This window comes from Sphingobacterium sp. MYb382 (genome assembly GCF_037572665.1).
In the GTDB taxonomy this organism is placed as follows: domain Bacteria; phylum Bacteroidota; class Bacteroidia; order Sphingobacteriales; family Sphingobacteriaceae; genus Sphingobacterium.
In genome coordinates this window covers 661,371-674,821 of record NZ_JBBGZT010000028.1, presented here as the reverse complement: position 1 = coordinate 674,821, position 13,451 = coordinate 661,371, and the positions used below count along the sequence as shown (strand labels likewise).

Here is a 13,451-nt window from a genome sequence, read left to right as displayed (position 1 = left end):
TGATTTCGGATAGAAATAATAAGAACCGCGGAACATTTTGTTCCGACAATGGTTCTATAGAGGAGCATAACACTTATGAAGATATTACATACAGCAGATTGGCACTTAGGTAAACGATTAGACTTCTTTTCCCGATTAGAAGAACAACGCCAAGTGCTTGCTGAAATCTGCGCTATTGCAGATGATGAACAGGTCGATGCCGTTATTATCGCGGGAGACCTATTCGATACATTTAACCCACCCGTTGAAGCCGTAGAGCTGCTTTACAAAACATTACGAAAACTATCCAACCAAGGCAAGCGACCAGTAATCGCGATTGCCGGCAATCATGATAGCGCCGATCGTATCGACGCCCCAGATCCGTTAGCACGTGAGTGTGGCATCATCTTTATAGGCCTGCCCCAGGCCCATGTTCCTACGTTTAGCTTGGAAGATGGCTTCGCGTTGGTCAATAGTGATAAAGGATTTTTAGAGCTGAGGCTCCCAAAATATAACTATCCCCTACGCATCGTTCATACCGCTTACGCCAATGAACAGCGACTGAAACAATATTTAGGGTTAACACAAAAGGAAGTAGCCCTAAACCAGGTATTACACGACCATTGGTCGCAAACAGCGAATGCATTCTGTGACCGCCATGGCGTCAATATCCTTACTGCGCATTTGTATATGCTAAAGCAAGGGGGAGCCATCTTGGAAGAACCCGAAGGTGAAAAGCCTATCAAAATTGGTAATGCCGATATTGTCTACAGTGATGGTATTCCTTCACAAATACAGTATACAGCGCTAGGACACCTACACCGCTTTCAAAATATTGGAGGCCATGATGCACCTGTTGTTTACTCCAGTAGCCCTTTGGCCTATTCCTTCTCGGAAGCTGGTCAGCAAAAACAGGTTGTTATCATCGAGGCGGAGCCCAATAAGCCTGTAGACTACCGCCCTGTTACTTTACAGTCGGGACGACCTTTGTATCGCAAGAGATTTAGCGATATCGACCAAGCTGTAAGCTGGTTGCATGAAACACCTTATGCATTGGTAGAATTGACATTAGTGACGAATGAGTTTATTAGCTCTAAAGATTTAAAGCGCATTCAGGAAAGTCACGATGGCATCATTCACATTATCCCTGTCATTGAGCAGGCCAATCAACAACAAGAAACGACAGCTACCATCAACTTGGAGCAAGATGTCGATCAACTATTTAAAGATTACTTTGTGTATCGCATGGGGCAAACCGCAAATCCAGAAATTATGGATTTACTGAAAGAAGTGATGCATACAACAAATGAAACGGAGGATTAAGCGTGTTACCATTATATTTAAGCATCGAAGGATTATACTCCTACCAAACTAAGCAAGAGATAGATTTCAGTAGACTTACCGAAACCGGATTGTTCGGTATATTCGGAAATGTAGGCTCTGGAAAATCATCCATATTAGAGGCTATTGGCTTTGCCCTATACGGGGAAACAGAAAGGCTCAACAAACAAGAAAAGCGTACCTACAATATGCTTAACTTGAAATCAGATGCCGCTTGTATCGTATTTGATTTTTTAAACTTTGAAAACCGCAAATTCCGATTTGTAGCGCAATGGAAGCGCAAAAAGAAATTTGAGGAGACAAGCACCTTGGAGCGTCTTTCCTACGAGTGGATTGGTGACAACTGGGTGCCTATGGAATCTGCCGAAGGCGCTTTAGTTACCAACCTTAGCTACGCCAACTTCCGCAGAACGATCATCATTCCGCAGGGTCAATTTAAGGAGTTTCTCGAGCTGAAAGGCAAAGAGCGCTCCTATATGATGAAAGAGATTTTCAACCTCAACAGATTTGATTTAGGTCCGAAAACGGCGGTACTGCAACGCACAAACAACAGCAAGCTAGAGCACCTCAGGGGCGCCTTATCGGGTTTTGAAACGGTGAGCGTCGAGAAGCTGCAAGAGAAACTTGTAGCACTAGAATCGGCTCAACGTGCTTTGCTGGATTTAAAGACGATTACGCAGCAATTGGAGAGTCAATGCAAAACATTGGCCGACAACCGTCAGAATCGTTTAAATCTACAAGCCAAGCAAGAAGAGTTTACCCTGCTCAATCAAGATAAGGCACGCATCACGCAGCTCGATAATGAATTGCGTGTTTATGAAAATACAAATCGTGTATTCCGAGAGTTGCTAAACGTAGCTTTTACACTAAATAAGGATAAAGAACAGCTTACCTACAAGCTTGAACAACTAACGACGAAAAAGCGCACAACGCTTCATCAGTTGGAGCAGAAAGAAAAAGAGTGGTTAGCTATTGCTGATGACTTTCAGCGCTTAGAATTCTTCCGTGCCGAAGTTGAAGACCTTAAATTGCTTATTGCTAATGCAGAGCATGCCAAAGAACTAAACGTCTTAAACAAGCGTGTTCAAGATGGCAAACCTGTTGTTGAAAAAGAACAAGCTCAAGAAGCCGAATTACAAAAAAGCATCTTTGAAAAGGAATTAGGCCTCGATGAATTAAAGAATGGTAAGGCTGATACTACAGCACTATTAGCCATTGAAAATTGGTACCAAACAGATGAAACGCTAAAGGCGCAAATCATTGAAAATGCAGAAAACAAAAAGCTATACGTAGCAGAAATAGAAAGCATTGGTGCAGAATTCACGAAGCAAAACTTACTATTTGAGACTTGGGAAGAGCAACTAGCTGAACAAGAAAAAAATCTAGAAAAATACCTTCATCAACTACAAGAAGAGGAAACGCAGCTAAACGTGCAACTAAAACTTGCAGAGTTTGCCGACAATTTGGAAGACGGCCATAGCTGTCCGCTGTGTGGCTCTTTAGATCATCCACAACCGATGGTTTCTGATGACCTCGCAAGTAAAAGCCAGTCGTTACAGCAAGAAAAAAATAATATCAGAAAGGAAATTAGCGAACTGAAACTGAATGTCAATCAGCTGACGCGATCGGCGACACGCCTCAAAGACAAGCAGACGCAAGCAGCGCAAGCAGACGTTAAATTGACGGATAGTGAGCATCGCCAAAAGCAACATCTTGACGTATTCAGTTGGAGCGACTTCTCCCCGACCGATAAATCTATTTTCTTAACCTACAAGCAGGAAAACCAACTTGCCGAAGAACGCATACGCTCCATAGAGCAAGAAATAAAAGACCTGCGTCAACAGCTGAGCACTGTTCAAGGAAAAATAGAAAAATATAAAGGCTCCCTAGCCGAATTTGAACAAAAAATTGTCGTTCTAGATAGCTTAATTGCCCAAAACTTAGGGCAGTTGCGCTACCTGAAGGCAGAAGATTTCAAAAATAAAACGGAAATAGCCTTAGCCGAGCAAAAAGAACGTGTGGCAGACCGATTGGCTTTCTTAGAAAAAAGCTACATCAGCATCAATGAAGTCCTGCAACAGCTACGTACCGAGCTTGCCGCCGTCAATGCCGAGCGTAATATGGCGAAAGAACAGTTTCAACAACTGGCACAGCTCCAAAAGGAAAAACAAGCTGAAATATCCGCCCTACTGAATGAGCACGGCTTCAACGATACCATGCAGGTGCAGCAGGTATTACAGAAAAACCTTAATACCGAAGAAATTCGTCAGCGTATTCAAGATTTTGCGATGAAGGTGCAGCTTGTACAGAACAAAATTGAAGAACTACAACAGCTCATTGAAGGCGACAACTATAGTGAGGAGGAATTCAAACAAAAAAGCGAGCTCTTCATCTTGAAGCAAGAAGAACTAGAACTACAGGTGCGCAGTACCGGAGCTTTAGAAAGTGAATGCACGCAGCTCCAAGTGGAAGTTGAGAAGAAGGAAAGACTATTGGAAGACTACCAGCAGCTCAGCATACGTAAGAGCAACCTGACGACATTAGAAAATCTATTCCGCGGAGCAGGCTTCGTCAACTATGTATCGAGCATCCATTTGCAACGCCTATGTAGTATTGCTAATGAGCGCTTCCACCGCTTAACGCGCAATAGCCTCAGCTTAACAATCAATGAAAGTAATGAATTTGAAGTTATTGATTTTCTGAATAATGGATTTAAAAGATCCGTCAAAACCTTATCCGGCGGACAAAGTTTTCAAGCCTCTCTATGCCTAGCTTTAGCGCTGGCCGAAAATATACAGGCACTCAATAAAGCCGACCGTAACTTCTTCTTCATTGACGAAGGATTTGGAACGCAAGACACAGACAGTATCAACACCGTATTTGAAACGTTACAGTACCTTCATAAAGAAAATAGAATTGTAGGCATCATCTCCCATGTGGAAGAATTAAAAGAGCGTATCCCTTCATCTATAACGGTGAAAAACGATAAAGAAAAAGGAAGTCAGGTGCAGTACAACTAAAATCCTAAGAGGACACTTGTGCTAAATATTCATTAAATTACGGAAAACACAAATCTATGAATACAAGTGAACTTATTTCAATTGGATCGTACATGCTTTTAATGATCCTTATTGGTATTTACTCTTATCGAAAGTCAGCACAGAACTCAGATGATTTTTTGATTGGAGGACGGAAAATGGGGCCGGCCGTAACGGCCCTTTCTGCTGGCGCAGCCGACATGAGTGGCTGGCTATTGATGGGCTTACCTGGAGCTATGTATATTTCAGGGATTTCTGCCTCCTGGATCGCTATAGGGCTTACTCTTGGTGCTTTTCTAAACTATATCTTGGTCGCTCCACGTCTACGTGCGTATACCGAAGTGGCAAGCAACTCCATTACCATACCTGTTTTCTTAGAGAACAGATTTAAAGACAAGACAAAATTACTGAAGATAACATCGAGTCTTTTTATTCTGATTTTCTTCACTTTATACACCGCTGCAGGAATGGTTTCTGGAGGTAGGCTATTCGAGTCTGCTTTTGGTATTGACTACCATACCGGCCTATTAGTTACCAGCCTTGTGGTTGTCTTTTACACTTTTATCGGTGGATTTCTTGCTGTAAGCTTAACCGACTTTGTACAGGGCACGATTATGGTTTTAGCGTTAGTCATTATCCCTATTGTCTTATTCAGTGAACTCGGAGGTGTTAGCAATGCGATGAGCATCATCAAAGCAAAAGACCCCAACTATCTACATCTCCTTTCGGGAACAACCAGCATCGGTATCTTTTCGCTCCTCGCCTGGGGCTTAGGTTATTTTGGACAACCTCATATTTTAGTTCGCTTTATGGCGATAGACAAGATCAGTGACCTTACCAAAGCCAGACGTATTGGTATCACCTGGATGATTTTTACGGTTGGTGGAGCGATGCTTGTAGGCCTCGTCGGTATTGCTTACCTCTACCAGTTTGATCCAAGCAAGATGGCCCTATTTGATGGCTCTAAGGAACACGCCGAGACAATCTTCATACATCTGTCGCGTATTCTTTTACATCCTTTGATTGGCGGCTTCTTGTTATAAGCAATATTGGCTGCTGTCATGAGCACCATATCGTCTCAGCTGCTCGTAACTTCTAGCTCGTTGACCGAGGACATCTATCACGCCTTTATTAATCAAAAGGCCTCTCCAAAAAACCTATTACTCATCAGCCGTCTATCGGTTCTACTTGTTGCTATTATAGCATATATCTTATCCATTCACCCAAAAGATAGCATCTTAGCCCTCGTCGGAAATGCGTGGGCTGGATTTGGTGCCGCCTTTGGCCCTGTTATACTATTAGCGCTATTATGGAGACAATCGACGAAGTGGGGCGCTCTTTCAGGAATGCTGGTTGGTGGTATCACGGTACTAGCCTGGGTCTACCTACCGCATAATTACAAAGATATCTATGAAATTATTCCAGGTTTTATCCTAGGTTTGTCCGTTAATATCATCGTGTCCATACTAACTAAAAAAGAAGACCCGAGTATACAGGCGGAATTTGATGAAGTAGAAAAGTTAGTGAAGCAGCAAAATTAAACGATAGCCAACGAACAATTAAATTTATAAAATAACGTATGCAAACAAAATATGCCCTTATAGTGGCCGGCGGAACGGGAAGTAGAATGGGATTGGATATACCCAAGCAGTATCAATTGCTTGCCGGGAAACCCGTATTGATGCATACGCTTGCGCAATTCGCTAAAAGCGAAAGCCAAGTCAAGTTGGTACTCGTTCTGCACAAAGATATGCGTGCATACTGGCAATCCTTATGTGCTAAATATGCATTCGAAATAGAACACGAGATTATCGAAGGAGGCAGTACACGTTTTCAAAGCGTCAAAAATGGAATTCAATTTATTCTAGCGCAAGATGCTGCAGTAGACAGCTTAATCGCTATCCATGACGCAGCGCGCCCCTTGATAAGTCCGTCCTTGATTGACCAATCGTATGCCTGCGCAAGGGAGCACGGTGCCTGCATCGTCGCTTTAGCCAGCAGCAACTCCATACGTATTGGCGATAATAGCGTAAATAAAGCCGTAGATCGCACGCAAGTATGGTCGGCACAAACACCGCAAACATTTCGCTTAGAGCTCTTAGAAGAAGCCTTTGCGCAAGCAGAGAGCCCGCTATTTACGGATGATGCATCAGTCGTAGAAAAATTAGGGCATCCGATACATATTATACCCGGTGAACAGAAAAACATGAAGATTACCTTTCCAGAAGATTTGGAAATTGCCGCATTACTGCTCGGTAAATAAATAGCAAAAAAAGAAGGATGGATTCGTCAATTGACATACCCATCCTTCTTTTTTTTTTATATAACCTTAAATGTCCTTAGTCGATCGTTAGCACCAACTGATCATAGGCTACGAAAACACCTTCAGGAAGTTTCGCTTGAATAGCTTCATGCTTACCAAAGCGATGACTAATGTGTGTCAAATATGTTTCTTTAGCTTTTATTTCTTTGGCGAAAGCCAATGCTTCGTCTTTTGTAAAATGAGAGATATGCGGTTCTTCCTGTAGCGCATTAATCACTAAGACCTCTACCCCTTCCAATAAAGCTTTGCTGCTTTCAGATACCGTCTTTGCATCCGTAATATAAGCGAAGTTACCGATACGGAATCCCAATACAGGCATCAGGTGATGCATCACCTCAACAGGCATAATCTCCTTTTTACCAACTGCAAAAGGAACACCTGAGGATAGCTCTTTCAACTCGAGCTGAGGAATACCGGGATATTTAAAATCAGAGAACGCATAATAGAATTCACGCTTCAGCGCATCATGGCTAGCTACAGAACCATAAACCGGTAGCGCCTCTTGCTGAAAGTAATTAAAAGCACGTACATCATCGAGACCAGCAATATGATCTTTATGCGAGTGAGTAATCAGGATAGCATCCAGGTGTTGTACTTTTGCGCGCAACATCTGGTAGCGGAAATCAGGCCCCGTATCTACGACAAGAGTCTGATCATCATATTCAATCAATACAGCACTACGCAAGCGGTTATCCTTAGGGTCTGTCGATTGACAGACGGCACAATGGCAGGCTATCACCGGCACACCTTGAGAAGTTCCTGTTCCTAAAAATGTAACTTTCAACGCTATTCCCCTATCTTCTTTATGATTTTATAAAACTCTTTCTTCTTATCGTCTAGCAAAGTTTCATCTACAGCTAGTTCTTTCAACAATTGAATCAATGATTGAATACGCACCTCTAAATTAGAAAATTTATTGACCATAACCACCTTATTACTCTGAATTAAACAAGCCCCCGTGCGGAAGGATCCTTTTTCATAACGCAGTTTATAGCCTAAATCATTAAAAAGGTCTTCCAGTTTCCCTAAATTATGTTGTGTAAATGAAATCAAGATTATTTTTTTTGAACAAATTATAAAATTAAAAGCATTATAGGAAGGTTCAGCGCTTTATTTTTTCAATAGTATGCGCTGTACAAAATTCACTATAAAACCTGTCCCGTAGGCTATAAGTTGGGTGTAAGCCGCCAGTACACTTAAACATGCTACATAAAGGTGTTTTGTAACCGACCATGCATGTAGAAACAAGAAAGCGGTATAAAGCGCTAAAAACAAACCACCTATTTGTGTCAATATAGACAAGGGCAAACAAGCACCTGCGGTACATGCATTAGCGAGACTAAGCAAGATTAAACAAAATAAGCCTAGCACAAAAACCGTAGGCAAAGCATGCACGGCTTTTAATTCTTTCGGGTACAGTTTAAAGATATCAATGCGCCCTTTACCAAACGAATATGTCTGCTTGAAGAACTGAACCAAGTTTGTGCGTCGCTTATGGTAGACAAAAGCATCCGGAATTAATCCAACACGGAACCCTTCCTCCAGCATACGAATACTAAACTCTATATCCTCGGAGCGTCTAGACAATTTGAAACCGCGTGTCTGATTATAAACAACGCGTGATAAGCCCATATTAAAGCTACGCGGATGAAACTGACCGACATGCTTCTTATTACCACGAATCCCCCCTGTTGTGAAAGGACTCGTCATGGAATAGGAAATAGCCTTTTGCATCACGGTAAAGGAGTCATGCGCCGCATCAGGACCACCAAAGGCATCCCATTTCTCTACTTCAAGGCCTTTAAGCACCTGCTGAAGATAGTCGTTGGGCACAATGACATCCGAATCAAAGACAATGAAGTAATCGCCTTTAGCATGCGCAAAGCCATAATTTCGGGCAAAGCCTTGGCCTTCATTTTCTTTTACAAAGTAGTGTATATATAAACGATCTTGGAAAGAACGCACAATATCAGCGGCCGGAACAGTAGAACCGTCCTCCACGATAATAACCTCAAAATCCTTATACAATTGCTTCTCCAAAGAAGCTAACAGCTCTCGAATCTCTTGAGGCCTATTGTATAAGGGAATAATAATAGAAAAGAACATGTTAGATTATCTTGGCGATATGATATTTATTGCGATCAACAGAGTTTCGAGAAACCAACTCGGCCACAAACCCCGTTAAAAACAGCTGCGTACCAATCAGAATAGCAACTAACGATAAGTAGAATAAAGGCTGATCGGTCACATTACGGTAGGCCGTTCCTTTCGCAATACTCATCAACTTTTCCGCGATAAGGTAAAATGTAATCACAAAACCGATAAGAAAGCTCAACGAGCCTATAGCGCCAAAAAAGTGCATCGGGCGTTTTCCAAACTTACCGACAAAGAATATAGACATTAAATCTAAAAACCCTTTGACAAAGCGTCCAGCACCAAATTTCGTTGTTCCATACTTACGCGGATAGTGTTGCACCACCTGCTCTTGAATATTAGAGAAACCAGCCCATTTAGCCAATACAGGAATGTAACGGTGCATCTCTCCATAAACCTCTATGCTCTTCACGACATCTTTCTTGTAAGCCTTAAGGCCACAGTTGAAATCGTGTAGGTTATGAATACCCGACATGCTACGCGTAGCAGCATTAAAAAGCTTCGTAGGAAGTGTCTTTGTAATGGGGTCATAACGTTTCTGTTTCCAGCCCGACACCAAGTCAGCACCTTGATTCATCACCCTATCATACAAAGCAGGAATCTCATCAGGGCTATCTTGCAAGTCAGCATCCATGGTAATAACAACGTCACCTTCAGCCATGCTAAAGCCTACATTTAAAGCCGCAGATTTACCATAATTCCGTCTAAATTTAACGGCAGAAATCTGCTCATGCTGCTCCTTAAGTTTCTCTATCACTGACCATGAAGTATCATTACTCCCATCATCGATTAATATAATCTCGTACGAAAACTGATGTTGATTCATCACACGACGAATCCAATCTGTTAATTCTGGTAAGGATTCCTCTTCGTTATACAAAGGGACAACAACCGATATATCCATATATGCTAAAAAAAATAAGGATTGTCACCATCCGCTCCGCTGAGGCAGCCGAAGCTCCTCGTTGTTATGCAGGCTCGTGACAACCCTTTTTTAATAAATTATTCTTAAATTTCTTCTTTCTCTATCGTTGAATTACCGTTCTCATCTGTTGATACACGTAGGAAAGCAGGCTTTTCTCTTTTTAAAACCGCTGCATAGATAAGTGCAAGAACGAAAAACATAATTAAGTTTACACCTAATCCTTTTAACGTTTGACCGATAGAGAAGCTTCTCATCTCGTCTCTTGTTTTCTCTAAATCAGCAACTTGTTTATCAATAAGATCCTCATCTGCGCCTACGCTCTCCATCGTTTCGATAGTGAAGTTAATCGTCTTATCGAATACAACTTGCTGAGGTTCTGGATTAACCAAGCCAAAGATTGCTGAACCTAAGCTCGAAATAATAACAGAAATCGCTAAAAACGTAAAGATACCTTTCAAAGCCTGGCTGAACGACCAAAATCCACCTGCTACACGACGCAATAATACAGCGAAGTAAGAAGATAGTGCAATCATTAAGACAAAACCAATACCACCTGTAGTGATAGAAGCGACTTTAAAATTTGTTGCATTACCCAAAACGTATAAGGATACGATACTAACAACCAAAGAGATGATACCTAGGTATACCCCATATTTAATTCCTTCTTTTTTAATCTCCTCGGCAGGAAAGTCAGCGTTTAAATCTTGATTCATAAAACAAGTTATTTATTAAAGTTTACAATAATTTGGTAAATAGCGGTGTCGTAAGCTTTATTCTCTGCAGCCTCTTCATACGTAGCTAATGTACCTTCAGAAGGTGCTGGCTCATTAAAGAAACTCATTACAGCATAGAACAATTCTTTCAACTCATCCTCGTGCGTCAATGTTTTAGCTACCTTACTGATTTCAGCGAAGCTACTATCTACTAGAATCTGGTTAGCGATTATTTTCTCATAGATAGCATATTCATCTTGAAATTCATCTTCTTCTACAAGCAAGAACTCTTTCAAGTAGTCGTCTAAAGAAGGCTCGATTTCATCGTCAGCGCACTCTCTAAGGTATAAAAATATATTTAATAATTCTGTACCACGATCGATAGTTTCTTCTTCAATAGCCTCCCACTCAGGAGAATCCAAATAATCTTCTTCTAATTTCTGTACATCTTCGGCAAAGAAGTTGATCATCAATAGATCGAAATATACTTCGCGAAGTTCTTCAAATCCTTGATTATCATCAAAAACAGCATCCAAAGCGGCTGCTTTATCTAAGAAAGGTTTTTCTAAGGCATATACTGGTGCCAAAGCTGCCGCGAAGGCTGCACCATCCAATTGTTCAGCTTTAGCATAGGCCTTAATACCGGCTTCAAATGCTTTTTTTACTTTAGCTTCCATCGTTTACTTGTTTTCAATGAATTGATTATTGTTAATTACAGCAAGTACCTTACCCGTCAATGTCTGTCCTAGTAATGGACTATTTGCCGAGCGTGACTTGTTCGTTTTATCATCAAAAGTCCATGTTTTTTCAGGGTGGAAAACAACTAAATTAGCCGCTTCACCTACCGTCAAACTAGGTACTTCTCTTTTTAATACTTTACGTGGTCCTACAACCAGTTTATCGACAATCTGCTCCGCAGTAAAACCCGCTTGAATTAAGAAAGGTAATACCGTTTGGAAAGCAATAATGCCATCCTTAGCGATATGAAACTCGACCTTTTTAAACTCTACTTCATGTGGTGTGTGCTGCGAAACAACAGCGTCAATTGTTCCGTCTTTTATTCCATCAAGCAATGCCGCAACATCTGCTTTGGTACGCAATGGAGGATTTACTTTAAAGTTGCTATCGAAGGTGCTTACCGCATCATCCGTCAACACCAAGTTGTGTGCCGCCACATCACATGTTACAGCCAGACCGTTAGCTTTCGCTGCGCGGATTAAATCTACTGACTCAGCGGTAGATATAGTCGTGAAGTGAATAGGAGCTTCATTATATTCCGCTAAATGTAAATCGCGGGATACCATTAATGATTCCGAAAGATTAGGCTTTCCTTTCATACCTAAGTAGGTACTCATCTCACCTTCATTCATCTGGTTGCCACCACTGATAGATTCATCCTCTGCAAAGGAGATAATCAAGCCATCAAAACCTTTAGCATAAAGAAGCGCACGCCCCATTAAACCGGCTTGTTGTACACTATGATTACCATCGCTAAACGCTACTGCACCTACCGTTTTCATATCATACAACTCTGCAAGCTCTTTTCCTTCGCGCTTTTTACTTAAGCTACCGATTGGAAACACATTCACGAGGTTACCTTTAGCCGTGTTAACGACTAGTGCAATTTCAGAACGGCTGTGTAGTGGAGGATTTGTATTCGGGTGGATCGCTACCTCGGTAAAACCTGCCGCTGCTGCTGCTGCCGTACCGGTTGCGATATCTTCTTTGGTTTCCAGTCCTGGCTCACCAAAATTACTATTCAGGTCAAAAAAACCAGCCGTCACGATGGCCCCTTGGGCATCAATCACCTGTAACTGGTCGGTGTTCGCATTAATTTTATCGGCAATCTCACGGATTTGTCCTTGTTCAATACGGATATCTACAATTTTTCCGTGCTGTTGATGTCCAGGCAACACTAGTCTAGCGGAAGAAATTAATACATTATTCATAAATACGATGTAAATATTTTAAAGTCAGCAAGTTCAGATTAAACCTTAAATAGGATGGAATTCGAAAATTATGAAACCAGCATTCCCCTTTTTCGAGCGAAAAACCAATGAAATATTGACTGTAATCAACCATTTTTGAGAGCTGTTTCATTGAAGAACAAATGTACAAAATTTAATTAATACCGTTCTTTGAATTTCGCTATTTTTATCATTATTCGCCCCAAGAAAAACTATCTACCTGAATATCACAAAGGGAAAGAACCCGATCGACAACCGTAGCAGCTAGCTCTTCAAAGCTTTTCGGCAAACTATAAAAAGACGGACTTGCCGGACAGATGATCCCTCCAGCCTGTGTTACGCTTTGCATATTTTGAATATGAATGGTGCTCAGAGGCGTCTCACGGGTCACCATGATAAGCTTTCTACGCTCTTTCAAGATAACATCCGCGGCACGCGTTGTTAAATCGGAAGAGATGCCATGTGCGATACGTGCTAAGGTACCCATAGAAGCAGGAACAACAATCATCGCTTCATAATTAGCAGACCCAGAAGCAAAAGGTGCCATAAAATCATGCTTATTATAAAACGTAAAAGGATAATCTTTGTAGGCCTCATTCTCGAGTTCAAATTTCCATACATCCTTCGCATTATCAGACATCACCACTCCTACTTCCTGCACTTGGTCGGCAAGCAAGATTAATTTATCGAGTAACACTTTGGCATATATCGATCCGCTAGCTCCGGTAACGGCTACAACTATTTTCTTCTTTTGCTTCATATTCGTTGCACAAAAATACAAAAAAGCAGGCTCATTCCTTTATTTCTTTTGCGTAGAACTGCGCAAAAAACCTCAGCCATCCTAAATAAGCATAAAATAAAGGGACAAAAATGAATTGAAAATCAATAAAAAAAAGAAGGGCCGAATAAGAAGTATTCGACCCTACATCTACCTATGAAAAACATGCCCTTGGGGAGGGCATTACAAAAATAAGTTAATTATTAGGATAGGCAAATTACTAATAGCTACTT

11 protein-coding genes and 1 pseudogene are annotated in these 13,451 nt (G+C 41.4%); 4 read left to right on the top strand and 8 right to left on the bottom strand.

Annotation, left to right across the window (positions count from 1 at the left end; genetic code table 11):
* Nucleotides 1–75 precede the first annotated feature (75 nt).
* The 4 genes and pseudogenes from WH223_RS17465 (at nucleotide 76) to WH223_RS17450 (ending at nucleotide 6,621) form a co-directional block, all read left to right on the top strand.
* Nucleotides 76–1,302, top strand: a complete 1,227-nt coding sequence (locus WH223_RS17465) for a metallophosphoesterase family protein (protein ID WP_340049129.1) — start codon at nucleotides 76–78, stop codon at nucleotides 1,300–1,302.
* Nucleotides 1,303–1,304: 2 nt separating this feature from the next.
* Nucleotides 1,305–4,340, top strand: a complete 3,036-nt coding sequence (locus WH223_RS17460; RefSeq protein ID WP_340049128.1) for an SMC family ATPase — start codon at nucleotides 1,305–1,307, stop codon at nucleotides 4,338–4,340.
* A gap of 56 nt (nucleotides 4,341–4,396) precedes the next feature.
* A pseudogene (putP, locus tag WH223_RS17455) lies at nucleotides 4,397–5,899 on the top strand (sodium/proline symporter PutP).
* Between the two features lie 38 nt (nucleotides 5,900–5,937).
* Nucleotides 5,938–6,621, top strand: a complete 684-nt coding sequence (locus WH223_RS17450) for a 2-C-methyl-D-erythritol 4-phosphate cytidylyltransferase (RefSeq protein WP_340049127.1) — start codon at nucleotides 5,938–5,940, stop codon at nucleotides 6,619–6,621.
* A 76-nt stretch (nucleotides 6,622–6,697) separates the two neighbouring features.
* Here the strand turns inward: WH223_RS17450 and WH223_RS17445 are convergent, their stop codons facing one another.
* The 8 genes from WH223_RS17445 to WH223_RS17410 form a co-directional block, all read right to left on the bottom strand.
* Complete coding sequence (locus WH223_RS17445; protein WP_340049125.1) at nucleotides 6,698–7,465, bottom strand: MBL fold metallo-hydrolase; 768 nt, start codon at nucleotides 7,463–7,465, stop codon at nucleotides 6,698–6,700.
* A gap of 2 nt (nucleotides 7,466–7,467) precedes the next feature.
* Nucleotides 7,468–7,734 (bottom strand): hypothetical protein, encoded by a 267-nt coding sequence (locus tag WH223_RS17440; RefSeq protein ID WP_340049124.1) that lies wholly within the window; start codon nucleotides 7,732–7,734, stop codon nucleotides 7,468–7,470.
* A gap of 57 nt (nucleotides 7,735–7,791) precedes the next feature.
* Nucleotides 7,792–8,787, bottom strand: coding sequence for a glycosyltransferase (locus WH223_RS17435; protein ID WP_340049123.1), 996 nt, complete (start codon nucleotides 8,785–8,787; stop codon nucleotides 7,792–7,794).
* A gap of 1 nt (nucleotide 8,788) precedes the next feature.
* Nucleotides 8,789–9,739 (bottom strand): glycosyltransferase family 2 protein, encoded by a 951-nt coding sequence (locus tag WH223_RS17430; RefSeq protein ID WP_340049122.1) that lies wholly within the window; start codon nucleotides 9,737–9,739, stop codon nucleotides 8,789–8,791.
* 104 nt (nucleotides 9,740–9,843) lie between these two features.
* On the bottom strand, nucleotides 9,844–10,473 hold the full coding sequence (locus WH223_RS17425; RefSeq protein WP_340049121.1) for a DUF4199 domain-containing protein: 630 nt from the start codon (nucleotides 10,471–10,473) through the stop codon (nucleotides 9,844–9,846).
* Between the two features lie 8 nt (nucleotides 10,474–10,481).
* Entirely contained in the window at nucleotides 10,482–11,150 is a 669-nt protein-coding gene (locus tag WH223_RS17420) for a hypothetical protein (RefSeq protein WP_340049120.1), read from the bottom strand.
* Nucleotides 11,151–11,153: 3 nt separating this feature from the next.
* Nucleotides 11,154–12,422, bottom strand: a complete 1,269-nt coding sequence (locus tag WH223_RS17415; protein ID WP_340049119.1) for a dihydroorotase — start codon at nucleotides 12,420–12,422, stop codon at nucleotides 11,154–11,156.
* A 211-nt stretch (nucleotides 12,423–12,633) separates the two neighbouring features.
* Nucleotides 12,634–13,200, bottom strand: a complete 567-nt coding sequence (locus tag WH223_RS17410) for a UbiX family flavin prenyltransferase (RefSeq protein WP_340049118.1) — start codon at nucleotides 13,198–13,200, stop codon at nucleotides 12,634–12,636.
* Nucleotides 13,201–13,451: the final 251 nt, after the last annotated feature.